Source organism: Rhodococcus opacus B4, from assembly GCF_000010805.1.
GTDB lineage: Bacteria > Actinomycetota > Actinomycetes > Mycobacteriales > Mycobacteriaceae > Rhodococcus_F > Rhodococcus_F opacus_C.
In genome coordinates this window covers 5998848-6017164 of sequence record NC_012522.1, presented here as the reverse complement: position 1 = coordinate 6017164, position 18317 = coordinate 5998848, and the positions used below count along the sequence as shown (strand labels likewise).

Genomic DNA, 18317 nt, shown 5'->3' with positions numbered 1-18317 from the left:
GAGCAGCAATGGACGACAACGTCACGGGCCCGTCGGGTTTCGGCACGTCAGGCCCGGACAATCGCGGCTCGGACGACGGAGCTCAGTCGGCAGGCGACACCCCGCTTCGACGTGTCCGTAAACGCCGGACACACCAACCCCAGGTACGGGCGCATCGCTTGCGGCGCCGCGTGATCATCGGTGGCTCGGTGGCCGTCGTGGTCGTCGTCGCCTTCGGCGCGTGGCTGGGCTTCACCGCCCGCGAGGCGCAGGCGAATCTCGAGGAGGCGCGCGGTCACGCGCAGCTCGCCAAGGACGCCCTGCTCGACGGCAACACGGCCGACGCGCAGCGGTCGGCGGCCGACGCCGACAAGTACGCGTCGCGGGCCTACGAGAACACGCATTCGATCCCGTGGAGCATTTCCGCCGCCATCCCGATACTCGGTAGCCCGCTGGCAACTTCTCAGCAGATCTCCGAGGTCGTGCGGGGGCTCACCCACGACGTCCTGACTCCGGCGGTGGACGCCGGAAGCACGCTGGCTCCGGATCAGCTGATCGAGGGTGGCGGCCGCGTCAACGTGCAGTCGCTGCGTGACGCAACCCCGGTACTCGAGCAGACATCCACTGCCGCGCAGTCACTGTCGAATCAGGCGCGCTCCATCGACGAGGCCGCGTATCTCGGCTTGGTGAACGAGGCCCGAACGGCATTGCAGGATCAGACGGCCGAACTGTCGAAGCTGCTGGGCAACACCGCGATCGCCGCAAAGGTCGTGCCGGCGATGCTCGGCGGGGACGGCCCGCGGAACTATTTCCTCGGCTTCCAAACGAACGCCGAGGCACGTGGAACCGGCGGCCTGCTGGGTGGATTCGGCATCGTCCGCGCCAGCGACGGATCGGCGAAGGTCGACACGCTCGGCGCGAACTCGGAGCTGTCGATGGACAAGCAACCACTCGATCTCGGTCCCGAATTCGACGCACGGTACGGCGCCAGCCGGCCCACCACCGACTTCCGGAACAGCAACCTCAGCTCCCACTTCCCGTATGCCGCGCAGATCTGGAAGTCGCTGTGGGCACAGGAATCCGGTGAGCAGGTGGACGGCGTCGTCGCGACCGACCCTGTCGCCCTCAGCTATGTTCTCGGCGCCATCGGTCCGGTCACGATGCCGGACGGCGAGGTGATCACCAAGGACAACGTCGTCGAGCTCACCGAATCAACCGCGTATGTGCGATTCGCCGACGACAACAAGGCGCGCAAGCAGTACTTGCAGACGGTCGCGGCTCGGGTGGTCGACAAGATGACCGGCAAGCTGTCGTCCCCGCAGGCCCTGCTCGACGCATTGGGCAAGGCCGCCGGCGAGGGACGCATCGCCGTGTGGAGCGCGGACCCGGCACTCCAGCAGGTGCTTTCGACGACGAAGGTCGGCAATGTCGTTCCGGAGGATGCGGCGCCATACGCGGGGGTCGTGGTGAACAACCAGGGTGGCAACAAGCTCGACTACTACCTGACACGTGAGATCTCGTACGTGGCCGACAGTTGCGCCGGCGACACCCGCTCGTCGACCGTCACGGTGCGCCTGACCAACAACACCCCTGCGGGCGAGTTCCCCGACTACGTCGCCGGGATGTTCGAGAACGTCGGCAACACGCCGAAGGGCACGAATTCGGTCGACCTGTCGTTGCTCGCCACTCGGGGCGCGACCCTCGACAAGGTGACGGTCAACGGTGCTCAGCAGTTCGTCTTCACCGGAAGCGAACTCGGACATCCCGTGTTCAACGTCCGACCCATGATCCCCCGGGGCAAGACAACCGAGGTCATTTACCAGCTCACCGAGCCCGCCGCGCCGGGGGAGGCGCGGGTTCCGGTGCAGCCGTTGGTGGATTCGCCGAACGTCACGGTCGACGTGCCGAACTGCGGGAGCTGATCCCGTTCGGGTACCGCCGCTACTGCGGGTTCGCGTCGGGCGGCGGTATCCGAACGGTGTTCTCCGCTTCGACGGACAGCACGCCGGGCACGGTTTCGAGCACCGCGCGTTCCTCTTCCCCGACCGCGCCGGAGATGATTCCGATGGTGCCGTGCACCTGATCGACACGCATTCCGCGTTCCCGCAGCGCCGCGCCGACCGCCTCGATGGTGTCGAGGTGGTCGGCGTCGACGGTGACGGTGATGTCGATCATGCGGGTGCCTGGATCAATCCCGATCCGACGTCGAGGGACGGCAGCATCAGCCGACGGGCCTGCTGGGTGAGGACGGCCCACAGGTCGGTTCCCGTGCGTCCGGTTGCCTCACACCACAGGGCGGCGATGCCCGCGACGTGCGGGGTGGCCATGCTCGTCCCGCTCTTCGAGCCGTACCGCGTCGGAACCGGGACGGTGGAGAACACGCCCACCCCGGGCCCCGCCACATCGATCTGACCGCCGATGACGGGGTTGCTGCGGGCCGAGAAGTTGGCCAGCCCGAGCGCCCCGTCCACCGCGGCGACAGCCATGATCGACGGACTGTTCGCGGGTGGACCCACGAATCCCATGTTCCCTGCCGCGCGGTTCGCGTTGTTGCCGGCGGCCGCGACGATCAGCGACCCGGACGCGAGTGCCCGGCTGCCCACCGTCTCGTATGCCACGGATACCGCCTCGACGTTCGCCCCGAGGGACATCGAGATGACCTGGCAGCCGTTGACGATCGCCCATTCGATTCCGGCGAGGATGCTACGGTCGGCTCCGCGTCCCTGATCGGACAGCACCTTCCCGACGAAGATGTCCGCCTTGTGGGCGACACCGTAGCGGCGGGTGCCGCTCGGGGACTTGGGTCCGCAGGCGGTTCCGACGCAGTGCGTGCCGTGGCTGTGCCCGTCCTGCGGTCCGGCCCCCGGCACGAACGACTGGGCTGTGATGGCGCGGCCTTCGAAATCCGGGTGCGTCAGATCGAGGCCGGTGTCGAGGACAGCGACCTTGACGCCGAACCCACTGCATGCCGACGTGGTGACCTTCGTGGCCTGCAGTCCCCACGTGAGTTCCGCGGTGTCGCCGAAGCTCGCCGCTTCGGCCTCCACACGTGGGTCGGTGCCGATCGAGAGCGCGTAGTGCATCAGCTCGGGCTCGATGGACAGCACCGGGCTGTCGGTGGCCGCGGCCGCACGCAGCGCCGCGAGTTGATCGGGATCGGCGGTGACCACCGCAATCCCCAGTTCGTCGAACACGACGGCGTCCGCGTCCTCGGTCGCGGACAGGTCCATCGCGCTGGATTCGAACTCGGTGCTGCGTGCCACGCCGGACAGCCCGGCAACCTCGCGGAGTGTCTGTGCAGCGTCCGTCCGGTTGCCGCCTTCGGTGAACACGACGACGTGGCTGCCGGTGACTTCGGGTTCGGAGGGGGCGGCGAGTGTGTTGTCGCCGTCGTTGTCGCCGTATGAATTTCCGTGTGATATCACGATGTCGTCCTTGGCTGCGAGGGATGAGTGTCGAGGGAAGTGCTGCGCCGGGGTGGCGCTCGTTGGATGTCCTCTACGGTCCGGCACGTGGTCCCGAATTTCGCGAGTGGCGGGCTACCCGAATCGTGCGGGGACCGATCTGGCGAGGAGAGTAGTTCGGTTCACGCGACCGCGGCGTCGGCGTGATACCAGTCGACGACGACGGACCTCACGCCGACCGCCGCGATCATCGTCCGGACGGGACCGTCGACGCACAACTGGCTGTCGATGTGCCGCTCACAAGAGCACCCGCAGATGCTCGGTGTGGTTCGTACTCCGATCAGGATCTCCGGTGAGGATTCGGATCGACTGCCCTCGATGAGGAGGGCTTCTTCGTCGACGCCGCGAACCACGATGTCGTGTCCGCCGGCGACGTCGCCGACGATCAGCGCAAGGTAGTCGACATCGGCGTCGTCGTCGCGGGTGGCGACCAGTCGCGCCGTGCCGGTTCCCAGCGGCACGAGTTCGTCCAACACCAGAACGGCGGATTCGGATTCGCGGAGCCCGTCGAGTTCGACCCGTCGCGCCGTCCAACTGAAGAAGGGCTCCGGCCGCGCGGTCATGACGTTCTCCTGTAGTTCGACGCAATAACTTTCCGCGATACCCATTCAGCGTGGCCGAGATTGCGGCTACTCTCGCGAGTAGCGTCCTACCCGATCGCGCGAGGCTTGCCCGCGGTCGATCGCGAAACCGAACTCGTCCCCGCGTCCCGCTGCTCAATCCCTCGACGGCTCCGGAGTTTTGCGGTCCAAAGCAACTCCGTGCTTGTATTGCGCTGGTGCGCTGGCCAACTCTCATCCAATGCCGCTGCAGTGCTGTCACCTGTGCCGCGAGAAAACTAGACTTACCGGTATGGGTCCGACGTGGCCTCTGATTCAGCGGCAAGTCGAGTTCGACGCGATCACCGCGTCGCTCACGGCTCGGTCCGGGGGATGCGGTGTCGTCCTCACGGGCGATCCCGGCGTCGGCAAGACCACCCTCGCGCGGTTCGCCACCGAGTCGCTGCCACGTCAGGTGAAGTGGGTGGCGGGCACCGAATCGGCGCGGAGCATCCCGCTGGGCGTGTTCGCCCATCTGGTCGGCGCGTCCACCTCCCGGGATCCGGTCGCCTTCCTGTCCGCGGCGCGCCAGGCGCTACTCGACGACGGCCACAGTCGCGACGTGGTGATCGGCGTCGACGACGCGCACCTCCTCGATCAGCTCTCGGCGACGTTCCTCCATCAGCTTGCACTCGACCGGGCGGTGCACATCGTCGCCACCGTGCGCAACGGTGAGACCGTGCCCGACGCGATCACGTCGCTGTGGAAGGACGGTCACCTCCAGCGGCTCGAACTGGCGCCGTTCAGCCGGGACCAGAGCATCGAGTTGATCGAGTCCGTACTCGACGGCCCCCTCGAGGGGCTGAGCGCAGACACGATCTGGGAGGCGTCCGGCGGCAACGCGTTGTTCGTCCGGCATCTGGTGGAGGGCGCCCTCGAAGCCGGGACGCTGCGCCGGTCCGGTGGCGTGTGGCAGTTGCGGGGGCGGGCCGCCATCACGTCCGAACTGGCATCCCTGCTGGAACACCGGATCGATCAGATTCCCCACGACGTGCTGCAGGCACTGCAGCTACTCACGTTCTGCGAGCCGCTCGATCTGGACATCCTCGGTCAGCTGGCGGGCGAGGACGCGGTGGAGGAGGCGGAGCGACGCGGCCTCGTCAGGATCGTCGAGGACGGACACCGCCTCGACGTCCGCTACACGCATCCACTGTTCGGTGAGGTGATCCGACGCCGGGTGGGACGCGCGGCGGGCCGGCGGCTGCGAGGTCAGCTCGTCGAGGCCCTGAGCGGCCGGGCCGTCGTCGGAGCGTCCAATCGGATTCGCCTGGCCGAGCTGGCCCTCGACAGCGACCGGTCCGTAGACACCGAACTGCTGACCACCGCGGCGGAGGATGCGATCGGGTTGGCGAATGTGCCGCTGGGAGAGCGTCTCGCACGTGCCGCCCTCGCCGAGACCGGCGGATTCGAGGCCGCCGACCTCCTGGCCCGGGCCCTGTTGTGGCAGGGGCACGCGACGGAGGCCGAATCGCTGTTGCTCTCCTTTGCGCCCGACAGCCTGGACCAGGTGCAACTGGTGCGCTGGGGTACGTCGCGAATCGCCAACCTGTTCTGGGCGAGCGGCGAGTCGGAGAAGGCCGACGACGTCCTCGCGGTTCTCCGGGAGAGGGTGACGCATCCCAGTCTCGTGCCGATCATCGAGGGAATCGGCTCGGTGTGTGCGGTGTTCGAGAACCGGCCCGAGGAGGCCGCCGCGGCGGCGACGGCGATCCTGGCCGCCGACCGGGTGCTGCCGTGGGCGGTCGAGTGGGCGTTCTTCGGCGGCGGGCTGTCGCTGGCACTGATGGGACGCGGAGACTCGGTGCCGGAACTGGCGGCGCGCAGCGCTGCGGTGGCCGATCAGATCGACGGACTGCTGCGTTTCCCGGCCGCACACGGTGAGATTCTCGCGCTCACTCTGACCGGCGAGTTCGCCGCGGCGCAGCGGCGTGCCGAGAAGTACCTGTCGCTGGCGTCGAGTGGCCGCTATGTTGCGTGGGGCCTCGCGAACATCTTGGTCGGAACGGTGGAATTGTGTCGCGGTCGGTTCACCGACGCCGCACACCGCCTCGAGCAGGCAATCGCCGCCCTCAACGTGGGCGATACGGCCGATGCCATTTCGTGGAGTTTCCCCGCCTATATCGCACTCGGTCAGGCGTATGCGGAACTCGGTCGCATTCACGAGGCGGACGGGATCATCACGGCAGCGCAGGCCCGCAACGGCCGGCACGTGGCCGTGTTCGGTCCCCAGCTCACGATGTCGCAGGCGTGGCTCGCCGCCGCACGAGGCGAAACGTCGCGGGCTGTTGATCTGTCGCGTTCGGCTGCAGAGTCCGCTTGCAAGTCCGGGCAATTCGGCATCGAGGCGGTGGCACTTCACCTGGCCACCCGGTTCGGTGACACGACTACCGCGACGCGTCTCGCAGAGTTGGCCGGCATCTGCGACGGCGAACTTGTCGACATCGTTGCCCGGCATGCGGCGGCAGTCGCGGCAGGGCACGGATGCGGTGTGACATCGGCAGCGGCCGAGTTCGAGAGGATCGGCGCTCTGCCGGATGCCGCCGACGCGTATGCGCGGGCGGCGATCGCGTTTACCCATGCTGGTGACAAGCGGCGTTCGATCGAGTGCGCTGCCGCGGCCGAGGCCCTGTCGGCGCGGTGCGATCACATGTCGTCTCCCGCCCTGGTGGAGGCCGCTCATCCACTCCCCCTCACGAGTCGTGAACGTGAGGTGGGGTCGATGGTCGCGGCTGGATTGTCGAACCGGCAGATTGCCGAAAGGTTGTTCGTCTCGGTGCGGACGGTGGAGGGGCATATCTACCGTGCGTGCATGAAGCTCGACGTTGCCGATCGCAACGGGCTTGCAGAGTCGATGGGGACACCACGGATCCACGCCGACCGAATCACCGGAACCGTCCGCACCTGGAGCGACGAAGAGGGCTGCGGCGTGATCGATTCCGACGCAACTCCCGGTGGCGCGTGGACGCACGCTAGGAACGTCGCCGGCTCGGGCGTTCATTCGCTGACGCCAGGACAGCATGTGACGTTCGAACCAGAGAAAGTGGTGAGCGGAACGCAGGACGGCTACCACTACCGGGCACTGGATGTTCGGAAGGTGGCGTAGAGCAGCGTTCAGCTTGCTGTCATTGCGCGTACCGAGAACTCAGCATCGCCCCGGGAGGTATGCCTTCGACGATCCCCGCCGCTTGGCCGCCGTAACGAAACTCCCTGTGCGCGATGTTGCAGTCACTCTGCCGGAGGCCATGGACGCCCAACGCTGCGGCAGTGATCGCCTGTTCGCGTGCCGGTGACAGGCGGCGCGCGATCGAATGCGCTGCAGCCGCGGAAGCCTGCCGGGATGCCGCAACCACTTGTCGGGCTCCTGCTTTGGTGGAGGCTCCACTCCCCTGACGGGCCGTGAGCTGGAGGTGGGGGTCGATGGTTGCGGCTGGTTTGTCGAATCGGCGGAAGGGGTGATGGGTTGGTCGTGTCGGTGCGGACGGTGGGCTATCTCTACCGTGCGTGCTTGAAGTTGGTTATTGCCGACTGCGATAGGTGTGCGGGGTCGTTGGGGGCGACGGTGTGGTGAGGTCGCGCCCCGGCTCCGGGCACGACGGCATGCCGGCTCGGCAGCAGGAGTTGTCCTGTTGCCGAGTCGGCTGTGTGTGGCGCCCTGGTCAGGAGGCGTGGGGCCGTGACCGGCTGTGCGCCGGCATCGGCTTTCGTTCCCAGTCCACTTGCCGCGGCGGGATGAACTTGGGGTGCCCGTCGGTTCCCATTTCGATTTCCCACTCGCTGTGGTGGAGCAGTCGGTGGTGGAATCGGCAGAGCAGCACTAGATTATCCATGTTGGATGGCCCACCGTCGATGAAGTGGATGATGTGGTGGCCTTCGCACCACGATGGCGGCGCACCACACCCGGGGAAGGCGCATCCACGGTCTCTCGCCACCAACGCTTTACGCTGTCGTTTCGTGACGGTTCGGGTTGCCCTGCCGAGGTCGAGCGGTGCCTCGTTGTCGTCGAGAACGATTGGTGTGTAGATCGAGTCGCAGCTGAGGAGCCGGGCTGTCTTGATACTCAGCGGCCCCATCCACTCGGTCCAGGCCACTCCGTCGACGTCGAAGAGTGTGCGGTCGGACGAGGTGGCAGCTTCCTGCTGTTCTCGTGTAGCCCTCTCGGTGTAGTCGGCCAGGTCTCGCGCGTTGACGTGGAGTGAGACGTGTGGCCGTTCTCCGCCTTCTTCGCCGGCGATGCCGGAGTTGAGGTAGCGGCGCAGCAGTTCGGTGAACCCGTCGGCGCGTCGTTGTCCGGGGGCGCGGGTGTCTTTGGTTCCGTCCTGCGCGGGTTGGGGCTTGGACAGTCCGGAGAGTGCGGAGAGCAGCATTTCGCCGGTGACGGCGTCGAGGTCGCCTTTGACGGCCATGCGTCCGTTGAGCGTTTTGCAGGCGTGGAATTCGTTGAGTTCGGCGTCTTCGCTGGGCGGCGGATCGTCGGATTCGAAGATGCGTTCCAGCCTGGCGATGACGGCGCGCACCGCGTCCGTGTTGGCCGTGGGACCGGATGCTGCGAGCAGCAGCGCATTTCGGCAGTCATCCAGCGCCTCGACCGGCATGCCTTTCGGTGGCCGCTCACAGAACTTCATGACCAGCGCAGCGTGCTCCGCCGAAATGTTCGTGGCATAGAACTCGTCCGCGATCTCCGGTTGGCGTCGCAAACCTCGGCCCAGCATCACGATTCGCCCCGCCGCACCCACCTCGAGCAGCGTCTTGGAGGCGAGCCACATCTTGACGTTCGGGAATCCCAGCACATCGACCGTGCAGCGGTGGTCGACCGCACCGACCAGCTTGACGCGCAGGGCCTCGAGTTTCTGAATCTCGTCCGAAATACGTACAACCGAGTCGAGCAGTTCGACCTCGGCCAGACGCCACGCGTCACCGATCGCGGTTGTCAGAATTTCGTCTGACAACGCCCCCTGGATATCCTCCCCGATCCCCATGTTCCAATCCTAAATCGAACATCCGTTCGAGTCAACGGCGAATATAGATCTGCCCCGACCGAATGCGCACCACGCGACAATGACGTCATGGCAACTATTGGCGTCGTGCGCAGCTGGAGCATCGAGGCGATGTGGGGCGTCATCGATTCCGACGAGACGCCGGGTGGATGTTGGACGTTGTTCCACAGCGTGGCGGTTGAGGGCTTCCCCGCGCTTCGCGAGGGCCAGCAGGTGGAGTTCGAGTGGGACGCACTCGATAGCCCCATCCACGGGTGCAGCTTCTACACGATTCGCGCGTGGCCGGCGGGCAGCGAACCATACGTCGCGCCGGCGTCAGAGAGCCCATTCTCGTCCCGATTGTGGGCGATCGCTCCCGACTGCACGGCGCGAGAGCTCACCGAGGCGGACTTCCCTCCCGTGCCGCCTCGGATCCACGCCGACCGGACCACGGGAATCGTGCGCACCTGCATTGACGAAGAGGGTTGGGGCGTGATCGATTCCGACGCAACCCCCGGAGGTGCGTGGTCGCACTTCAGCCTCGTCGAGGGGCCGGGCTATCGCTCATTGACGCCGGGACACGAGGTGACGTTCGAGCCCGAGACCATGGTCGGCGGAACACAGGACGGCTACCACTACCGCGCACTCGACGTTCGGAAGGTGGAGTAGGTCGGCTCGTGCCCCCCGCTACAGGTGGCGCGAAGTCAGAAACGCCCTTGAAAGAACGCCTTGACGAACGCGACCGTCTGATAGAGGTAGATGTACTCCCAGTGGGCGACGCTGAAGTCGTAGTCCCGCGGGACCGGCCGCATCACGATCTCGCCTTCGAAGCACTGGGAGAAGATGTACCGCGCACGCGGCAAGTGGTACCGCCAGCTGATCACCAGGACGCTGGTCCACCCGTGCTGCGCGGCGAGGTCCCGCGTGAACAGGGCCTCGCCGCGCGTCGTACGCGGTTGCGGCGGGACGCAGGTGACGGTGAAGCGCTGATCCTGGATGGCACAGAACTCGGCCATCTTGCGGTCGCCCTTCCAGTAGGGATGCGACAGCACAACGTTCGTCGAGAAGCCCTCCCGCGCAAGTTCGATGCCGTACTCTTCGCGACCGTCGCGATCCCCGCCGAGCACGATGATCGCATCGACAGGCCTCATCGGATCGACATGCGACTTGGAGTAGAGGAAGTAGCCGACCCCACCCAGGCCGGCCACGCCAACAGCCGCAGCCCCAAGAGCACTCACTGCAAGGATCGCTAGTCGCCGCACCGGTCCCAGAGTAGATGGAATCCTGCGAGCTTCCCCGAAGTCCGGCTACGGCCTTCCAAGACCTCTGTAGGTCCAGCCGGCAACGCGCCATTGTTGCGGATCAAGGCAGTTACGCCCATCTATGAGGACCTTCTTGCGCACCACGGCATCCAGATCTGCGGGCTGAAGCTTCTGGAACTCAGGCCATTCGGTCAGCACCAGGACGACGTCCGCCCCTTCGCATGCGTCCAACGCGGTGTCCGAGTATCCGAGTGTCGGGAACAGCGCCCGCGAGTTATCCATTGCTTTGGGGTCGTACACGTTGACCGCGGCGCCCTGCAGCTGAATCTGGCCGGCGACGTTCAGGGCCGGGGAATCACGCACATCGTCGGAGTCAGGTTTGAATGCCGCACCCAACACCGCGACCCTCGCGCCCAAGAGTGAACCGCATGCTTCGCGCGCGAGTTCGACCATGCGGGTTCGACGACGCATGTTGATGTTGTCGACTTCACGCAGGAAGGTGAGGGCCTGGTCTGCCCCCAACTCACCCGCCCGCGCCATGAACGCCCTGATGTCCTTCGGTAGGCAGCCGCCACCGAAGCCAAGTCCGGCATTGAGGAAGCGCCGGCCGATGCGAGCGTCGTGGCCGATTGCGTCGGCCAGCACAGTGACGTCGGCACCGGATGCTTCACACACTTCCGCGATCGCGTTGATGAACGAGATCTTGGTAGCCAGAAACGCATTCGCTGAGGCCTTCACCAGTTCGGCGGTCGCAAGATCCGATACCAGGAACGGGATGCCCTCGTCCAGAAGCTGCGCGTACACCTCGCGTGCGACCGCCTCCGCTCGGCCGGGTCGATTGCGATCTACTCCGAGGACGAGACGGTCCGGGTGCAACGTATCTCGGACGGCGAAGCCTTCACGCAGGAACTCGGGATTCCACGCCACCTCGACGGCATCTCCGGCTGGCGCCAGTTCGCGAGCGCGCCCACCCAACCGTTCGGCCGTACCGACGGGGACTGTCGACTTACCGAATATCACCGCCGGCCCGGTAAGAAGAGGTGCCAGGGTCTCGACGACGGCATCGACAAACTTAAGGTCGGCGGCGAACTCCCCCTTCTTCTGTGGGGTTCCGACACCGAGGAAATGTATGTCGGCAAACTCTGCCGCTTCCTCGTAGGAGGAGGTGAAGCGAAGGCGCCCCGCGGCAATGTTCCGCCGCAGGACTTCTTCGAGTCCCGGTTCGTAGAAGGGCACCTCGCCGGCCTCGAGTTTGGCGAGCTTTGCCGCGTCGACATCGACGCCGAGCACTTCATGACCCAGTTCAGCCATGCATGCGGCATGGGTAGCACCGAGGTACCCAGTACCGAACACCGCTATCCGCATCGTCATTACAACCACCGATCTATCCGAGAAAATTTACGAAATATGGATAATTACCCGACTCCGAGAACAGCTCTTCCTACTTTGAACCGAAGAAAAGCTACCGATATTAACCAGCTCACGATCAGACTCGACAAGAATATGCACCATGTCGGCGCCAAGCCGCGTAGAACCATAATCGGGAATGCGTGGATCAACACAACTCCCAGCGAACACGACGCCAGTCGTGTTATCCAACTCTGGAAGCCACCCTCTCGGCCAATTAAGCTCGACAGCGCTCCACTCACGCCCAAAAGAACCACGAAAGCCATAGCGGCAGCAACAATGCCAAGCACAGGAAATCCGTAGTCTCCGCGTTTCAAGTCCAGAGACGGAAGTAGCCCGGACGCGAACACTGCAAATAGGAATACCGCTAAGAATGAAACAAAGAGAGGGTGCGGCTTCGTCAGCATCGAAGCGCGGCGAATGAAACGACCAACTACCAGGAACAAAACACACAACGCACCTGAACCGATCGACAACGGTAGACGCGCGACCTGCTCACCGGCTAGAGACGACGTAACCAGAAGTGCCAGTACGATTGCAGTAAAGAATCCTGCCTTCAACTCCGAGAGCAACCGAAAAAACACCGACCCTACAAACAGGGCACTCACGAACCAGAATGCTGAGAATGGGGCGGTTGCCGCCACTCCACCATAAAGAGTCTTCATCACTTCGCGCACGTCCAAAGTGCCATTCAATTTGCGAAACACGACGAGAAGGCAGAGCAAGACCGCGATCCAGAAACTATAGGGAACCGCCAACGTTCTAAATCGACGCGCCACCTCATCGCTTAGCGCACGATTATCCCGCCATAAATACCCCGCGAGAATAAAGAAAACGGGAACGTGCCACGGGTATAGCAAGCGATGAATCCATTCGCTATCCCAAGCATGGCCGGCGACTACCGCGATCACTCCTATTACACGGATAATATCTAAATCTAGACGCCGCAGCGAGGTAGTTTGCTGAGAGCCAACTTCAACGCTCACTAGAGACCTCCCGAGCGCTAATTGCACGCAGGTTAAGAGCGGAAAAATCGGTATACCGAATCCCGTAATAATCCCGGAAACGGTGACCAAAATTGCGCTTCATGAAAACGACATTAAGGTTGCTCGACAAGAGATTTCCAAGAAGCGTGGCTAGAACAGCACCCCAGGCCCCCCATGGGGGAACGAGGACCAACAACAGAGCGACATTAAGGACACACGCGATAACTAAGGCGATGCTGCGCAACTCAGGCTTTCCGCGCGCACTCAAGCCTGCTCCCGCAATCGAACCAGGAACACCTAGAAGGACAGCGATGAGCATCACAACGGCGAGCGGAGTAGCGTCGCGAAACTCCTCTCCAAAAACGGTAGGAAACCAAATAGGCGCACTAACTGAAATCAGCAAAACGAGAATACCGCTAGCAAGCGCAGTCAAACGCGCGGCTCGGGCAAGACGTTTATCGTCTGATTTTTGCGCGTCAGCAGAGAATATCACTTCCCTGACTGTGTTACTGACGACCAGTATGACTTCACCGACATTTACTGCAACTATATAGAGCCCGAGTTCAAAGACATCCGATAGGGGAACAATAAGAACCTGATCAATGCGCATTAACAGTATGCCAGCAATCGATCCAATCCAGATTTTCATCGAGTACTTGCCGTATACACTATAGCGATGACGTGGTCCGATATCGCAAACGGATGAAGAGTACGGCAAGCCAAGGTACACGACCAAGCCCACCGCAGGGCCGAATGCAATCGCGATTGCAGCATTCACCGAATTAAGTTCATTCATCAATTGCAATATGAGAATTGCAATAAGCCGACTTGCCGCGCCCACAAATTTCTCAGTAGCGACAAGCCTCCAAAGCCCTAGACCGGCCGCAACACCACGAACTAGTCCGACGAAGAGAACTGGAACGATTGCGAGCGACGCCCACGCCATCCCGGTTGCAACAGACGGCAACCCGCCCGAAAGAACGCCACGAAGACAAAAGAATGCGACAGCGACCGCTGCGCCGCCTCCCGCCATAATAGCGGTGGCGAAGCGGGCAAGTTGTCTAGTTACTCCACCATGCCGCGCCACAAAGTACGTTACGGCATCTGGAACCCCAAACGCCGCGATCGACGTGGCCAAAAGATAGGGTGCAACGGCAGCACCAACTTCGCCGCGGCCGTCCACACCCAATTCTCGCGCGAGCAGCACGCTAACAAACAACATAAAGAAGGGTGGCGCGAGATTTCCGAAGCCATTTGAGGCGAAACTTGGCCACATACGGGACGAGTTCTTCACTACCTTACCCCACACTATCCGTACCAAATACTCGGCCTCTTCGATTTACATAACCCAAAGATTCGACCTTGGGAAAGCAACTGACTAAACCAATGAGAGTCCAAAGGAGCAACCCCGCTACGCTCTGCGTAGCGAACGAACTATAACCAAAGCACATAATTACGCCAAGGACAGCAGCGAACCTGTACGGAGCGGCATCCGCGCGCCGAACGAACAAGGCTGCGATTTGAATTAGCAACAACAACACCACCGCCGGCAATCCAAAGTCAAACACGAAGATTGCGTAGCCATTTTCTAGAGATGAGCTTAAGAGGGAACCTCGCAAGCTAAAGCTATATCCATAACCACCCCCAGCGACAAGATAGTCTTGCAGATTGTCGATGAAGAAATTTGTCGCTAACTCACGCGTACGAGAAGATCCACCATCGTCTGAATAGAACCTGTCGGCGAGGCCGCCGCCAATCTGGTCGAAAACGAACTCGCTAAAGACAAGGATGATCAGGATGGAAGATATCGCGGCCGAGACGACGCTCTTGGAGCGGTATCCAACTACGAAAACAAGCGCAAGAGCCCCATAGATCACCCCTTGACGCGACTCACTAACGATAATACCCGCACTTGCAATAACGGCTATCGCGTACGCCACGAAGTCGCTCTTGACGACGGCAGACAATGGAATACCGCATGCAAGAATAAGGGCAAGATCAAGTGGGCTGTCAGACGTTCCGATAGAACGACCAAGAACCCCAGAGCGCGGCCACCAGTTCTGAAATCGATGATAGTGCTCGAACACAAGTACGGAATCCAAGTACCACTGAGCGAGTGCCAAGACCGCTTGCATGGTGATTACAAGGACGATTAGGTAGGCCAATCTACGTACAAGTTCATTTTCGCCATATAAGAATACTCGAATCATCACGAAAAACAGCATCGGAACTATCGCTACATTGCAGTAGCGCAACATCGCCTCCGCACCAGGCCCTACGAGTGTCGTGATGCTCGACACGACAATGAATGCAGTGCACAGGTAGTAAAGACCCGGTGCGCGAAGGAAGTCTCTTGCGACGAGATCCGTCCGTGCAGGAAGTAGCACCACTGCGCCAGACACGACGAGCCAACTCGCCGGGTGAAAACTCCATGCACCCTGCCAATTGCCGACGATAAACTCACTCGCGGGCGAGGGAATCGCAAACCGTAAAAGGATTACGGCTGCGAAGAAGTAGAAGGGCTTCTTGTAAGTGAGCACGGAGAAACCCATGCATGCGAAGATCCACGCGGCGAGTTGGATCACTTTCGTTCGATCGAGAATCTTGTAGCGGATTGCCTGAGAAGATCTATGTCGCAGTCGCCGTAAGACTTCTTTATCTGCGTATCATTCCCATTATATTCCGTGTTGCCTCGAGCAAGTGCGAGCTTTTGCGTCAGTGGGATCACCCTGAAATGCTTGGGTTTATGATCGAGTTGACGAACTTCGGTACCGGTTCTGAGTGCGACGAGGTGAAGCCAAATATCGTCGGCTTTTGGGCAGCAGGCAAGAAAGCCATCCCCAGCTTCCTTTAGACGACCTAGAAAATGGGGTGGGTACACTACGCCGGATACGCCAGTGGCAAAGTTCAGAACTGACGAATCGCTGTCGGATGCCGGCCTCCAGGACACATATGGCGCGATCGCGCCATCCGTCATACGCACCTTGTGAACGCGGTAAGCCATAATCGCATGTGGCAGTCGAACGTGACCGCCATACAGCCGCTCCAACCACCACTTCGGGTAAATTATGTCGTCGTCTGCGGTGATGAGTGGATCCGTATGGGAGGGAATTCCCGAAACGTAGGGGTAGTACTTTGTGTGCGGACCGTACGGTTCCGGCGAGAATTCAACAGACAGACCTCTCGCCTGTAAACGCATTATTGAAGCAGGAAGTTTGCGGTTGGCCCATTCCTGATCGAGATACAATACGAAACGGGCCGGCCTTACGGTTCCTCTGCCTATCGATTCGAGCGCGAGGTATACCGACCGTATGCGGTGTCCGTGCGTTGTGACTGAAACCACGGCCTCTACGCCTGCGCCATCCACGATGGCGGAATTAGAGAGCAGATTTCGTACTCGAAGAGGCGTTGAAGCAAGCACTGTCGCGACCGCGGAAGGCAGACGTGCAGCGAGTTTGTGGACTCTCATGCGATCTCCGTCAACGTTGCAGACCAGAAGCGATTTCTAAAAGCGATTGTGTTGTTGTGGGATCGCCTCATTGCTGCAATACACCTATCGTGATATTCGCCCACATTTTCGCTGCATTTCAGAATCTGACCTGCAATGTCTGACGTCAACTTGATCTCTGTGGCCCATCCGTTCTTGTCAGCCAACGTGGCGAAATCCAATTGGTGGTCGTCAACGTGCTCCCCGTACTGCTTCTGTCTGCCGATTACGAGTGGCCATGCATTACGCTCAAGAGCATTGAAGACGATACCGGGGCTAGCTTGACTGATCACGATATCTGCCCACTCAAATCGTGCAGCAATTTCGTTAGACGAGAAATACGGAACACTCTCCACGCCGTCACGCTCCTGGAAGGACCCAATGCCATACTGAACTTTCCAGCAGTAGTTTGGCCGGTCGCTGTCAATGATCTCCTCTATGGCGGAGATTAACCGTTGAAACGGCTGCTCGTGTGTCCCGACGGTCAATAGGATATTCATCGACTGGTTCCGATCTCAACTCTTCGGGGAAATCCGTCTAGTTGGCCAGGCCACTGACACAAATACTGATCAGTCACCGGCTTTATCAGACGCGCAGTCAGAGTGGGCAATTTGGGTCTGTCAATGCACTCAATAAAGACTGTGCGGGACCTCCAAATAACCTTGCCCAGGTAAAAAAAGGGAACCGCTGCTGCAGCACCCGAGCTGACAATAATATCCGGTCGTTCGGTTTGAAGGACCCTTAATGCCCGCACCGAGTTCTTCGCCAGTGCTCGAAGATTTCGGTTAGTTGGCCAAGCAAGCGCATGAACGCGGTAACCTTGGATCTTCTCGCGCGCATCGGGCTTGTCAAATGTCGCAATCGAAAGTGAGCAACCGTCAGGAGGCGGCAAGAGTAGGAGGAGCTGATCCAAATGGCCCCCGGAGCTGCAGACAAAGAGGATCTTAGCCATCGTTCTTACCTCTTGTTAGTTCGAGATTTCGCTCAACCCACAGCTTCGCGGTCGATTCAAGTGAGTACGGTCGCATGTAGTCGATGGCCACGGAGGGCTGCGGTGATTCCATGTTTGCATGGGCTTGCGTCACAGCTTGCTTTGCTTCCTTAACGTCACCGGAAGCAAAGAGACGCAATAGCTCTGGTCGATCTCCGAGCCGGGATCGCATTTCGGTTGGCCCAATCGAAGCCGCAGCCACGACAGGTGTTCCAACGGCAAGAGATTCGACAATAACAATGCCAAATGCCTCGCTGAGAGACGCATGCAACAGGATGTCGGCACTACGCATGTATCCGTAGGGGTTACTCGTTCCGGAGTACAGGTGCAACTGCAGCGGCCCTGTTCCGGTCGCTAGGTCTTCGAGGGTCGTCCTCAACGGGCCCTCTCCGACAATATGCCAATCAATGTGGGCACCAGATTCCAGAAGTGCTCTATGCATGTAGAGCAGGCCTTTGCGTTCGATTAGACTGCCAACGGTAACTAGTTGGAGCGCTCCAGGGCGCCCCTCACGCAACCGCTCACCCTCAGTTGCCTTCCGTTGCACCATCTGGATGTCTACAACGCTTGGAATAACTGCGGGGAGGCTGATCTTGTATTGTTCTACCATCGAATGAGCAACGGTCTGGGTGTTAGCCGTAAGGTGATCACGGTTGCGGAAGATATACCCGATAATCCGCTGCTTAATCAAACCCATCCGGATATATTTCGCATGATCAGTCGGATCGAGATCTTCGCAATAGTTGTATACGTGCTTCGGCACAAACCTATCGACCATAGCGCAAGCAAGAATGCTGGACCAAAGCTTTACAATGACCAGGGAGCTCGGCAGGCGCTTCAACAGTCTGGCAAGCCTCCATGCCACAAGTGGGGTTGCTAAATGATTTTCCAGTCCAAGCGTGTGGACATGTACCCGTGAGTCGACCTCAACCAATAGGCCGCCTTTGGCCTCGTGCAGAACTAGGTGACATTCATGTCCATCGCAAACTAGCTTATTTGCGAGTATCACCGTCTGGCGCTCAGCGCCCCCATACTCTAGATGCGGTTGCAAAATAATGAAGGAGCATTTTTGGTCACTGCTGTCGCTCACTGACTTTCCCTTTTCGAGTGTCGACCTACCGGTCCGCAAATATTGGGTGGACGACTCAATACGCATTGGCCGCGAACCC

Annotated in this window: 16 protein-coding genes; 4 read left to right on the top strand and 12 right to left on the bottom strand. The window is 61.2% G+C overall.

All coding sequences use genetic code 11. The features are described 5' to 3' along the window. The first annotated feature begins 8 nt into the window (after window positions 1-8). Entirely contained in the window at window positions 9-1901 is a 1893-nt protein-coding gene (locus tag ROP_RS27385) for a DUF4012 domain-containing protein (protein ID WP_043825419.1), read from the top strand. Window positions 1902-1920: 19 nt separating this feature from the next. Here the strand turns inward: ROP_RS27385 and ROP_RS27380 are convergent, their stop codons facing one another. The 3 genes from ROP_RS27380 to ROP_RS27370 form a co-directional block, all read right to left on the bottom strand. Next, window positions 1921-2154: a hypothetical protein gene (locus tag ROP_RS27380; RefSeq protein WP_015889268.1), complete on the bottom strand. Its 234-nt coding sequence runs from the start codon at window positions 2152-2154 to the stop codon at window positions 1921-1923. After that, a complete protein-coding gene (locus tag ROP_RS27375) occupies window positions 2151-3404 on the bottom strand; it encodes a S8 family serine peptidase (protein ID WP_015889267.1) in 1254 nt (417 codons plus the stop codon). Before ROP_RS27375 ends, ROP_RS27380 begins: the two co-directional genes overlap by 4 nt. 161 nt (window positions 3405-3565) lie before the next feature. Then, window positions 3566-4006 carry a hypothetical protein gene (locus ROP_RS27370; RefSeq protein ID WP_043825417.1) on the bottom strand — a complete coding sequence of 147 codons (441 nt, stop codon included), beginning with the start codon at window positions 4004-4006 and terminating at the stop codon, window positions 3566-3568. Between the two features lie 289 nt (window positions 4007-4295). Here ROP_RS27370 and ROP_RS27365 point away from each other — a divergent pair, with 289 nt between their 5' ends. After that, complete coding sequence (locus tag ROP_RS27365; protein WP_015889265.1) at window positions 4296-7145, top strand: helix-turn-helix transcriptional regulator; 2850 nt, start codon at window positions 4296-4298, stop codon at window positions 7143-7145. 553 nt (window positions 7146-7698) lie between these two features. Here the strand turns inward: ROP_RS27365 and ROP_RS27360 are convergent. Further along, window positions 7699-9018 carry an HNH endonuclease signature motif containing protein gene (locus tag ROP_RS27360; RefSeq protein ID WP_015889264.1) on the bottom strand — a complete coding sequence of 440 codons (1320 nt, stop codon included), beginning with the start codon at window positions 9016-9018 and terminating at the stop codon, window positions 7699-7701. 87 nt (window positions 9019-9105) lie between these two features. Between ROP_RS27360 and ROP_RS42760 the strand changes: the two genes are divergently transcribed. Further along, window positions 9106-9684 (top strand): cold-shock protein, encoded by a 579-nt coding sequence (locus ROP_RS42760; RefSeq protein ID WP_015889263.1) that lies wholly within the window; start codon window positions 9106-9108, stop codon window positions 9682-9684. Window positions 9685-9719: 35 nt separating this feature from the next. Here ROP_RS42760 and ROP_RS27345 read toward each other — a convergent pair whose 3' ends face one another. Genes ROP_RS27345 through ROP_RS27335 form a run of 5 tightly spaced genes read right to left on the bottom strand, consistent with a single transcriptional unit; the run spans window position 9720 to window position 15222 of the window. Continuing rightward, complete coding sequence (locus ROP_RS27345; RefSeq protein WP_015889262.1) at window positions 9720-10277, bottom strand: YdcF family protein; 558 nt, start codon at window positions 10275-10277, stop codon at window positions 9720-9722. 45 nt (window positions 10278-10322) lie between these two features. Beyond that, window positions 10323-11648, bottom strand: a complete 1326-nt coding sequence (locus tag ROP_RS27340) for a UDP-glucose dehydrogenase family protein (RefSeq protein WP_015889261.1) — start codon at window positions 11646-11648, stop codon at window positions 10323-10325. A gap of 44 nt (window positions 11649-11692) precedes the next feature. Continuing rightward, the gene (locus ROP_RS41530) at window positions 11693-12670 is read right to left on the bottom strand and encodes an acyltransferase family protein (protein ID WP_015889260.1); all 978 of its coding nucleotides are present in this window, start codon (window positions 12668-12670) and stop codon (window positions 11693-11695) included. Then, entirely contained in the window at window positions 12660-13964 is a 1305-nt protein-coding gene (locus ROP_RS41525; RefSeq protein WP_148222521.1) for a lipopolysaccharide biosynthesis protein, read from the bottom strand. Before ROP_RS41525 ends, ROP_RS41530 begins: the two co-directional genes overlap by 11 nt. Before the next feature lie 4 nt (window positions 13965-13968). Beyond that, window positions 13969-15222 (bottom strand): hypothetical protein, encoded by a 1254-nt coding sequence (locus ROP_RS27335; protein ID WP_148222520.1) that lies wholly within the window; start codon window positions 15220-15222, stop codon window positions 13969-13971. 62 nt (window positions 15223-15284) lie between these two features. Here ROP_RS27335 and ROP_RS27330 point away from each other — a divergent pair, with 62 nt between their 5' ends. Continuing rightward, on the top strand, window positions 15285-15524 hold the full coding sequence (locus ROP_RS27330; protein ID WP_043825413.1) for a hypothetical protein: 240 nt from the start codon (window positions 15285-15287) through the stop codon (window positions 15522-15524). A gap of 611 nt (window positions 15525-16135) precedes the next feature. Here the strand turns inward: ROP_RS27330 and ROP_RS27325 are convergent. The 3 genes from ROP_RS27325 to ROP_RS41515 are packed head-to-tail and all read right to left on the bottom strand — an operon-like array spanning window position 16136 to window position 18238. Further along, window positions 16136-16657 carry a glycosyltransferase gene (locus ROP_RS27325; RefSeq protein ID WP_015889257.1) on the bottom strand — a complete coding sequence of 174 codons (522 nt, stop codon included), beginning with the start codon at window positions 16655-16657 and terminating at the stop codon, window positions 16136-16138. Continuing rightward, a complete protein-coding gene (locus ROP_RS45310; RefSeq protein ID WP_015889256.1) occupies window positions 16654-17109 on the bottom strand; it encodes a polysaccharide biosynthesis protein in 456 nt (151 codons plus the stop codon). Before ROP_RS45310 ends, ROP_RS27325 begins: the two co-directional genes overlap by 4 nt. Then, window positions 17102-18238 (bottom strand): glycosyltransferase, encoded by a 1137-nt coding sequence (locus ROP_RS41515; RefSeq protein ID WP_015889255.1) that lies wholly within the window; start codon window positions 18236-18238, stop codon window positions 17102-17104. Before ROP_RS41515 ends, ROP_RS45310 begins: the two co-directional genes overlap by 8 nt. Window positions 18239-18317 lie beyond the last annotated feature (79 nt).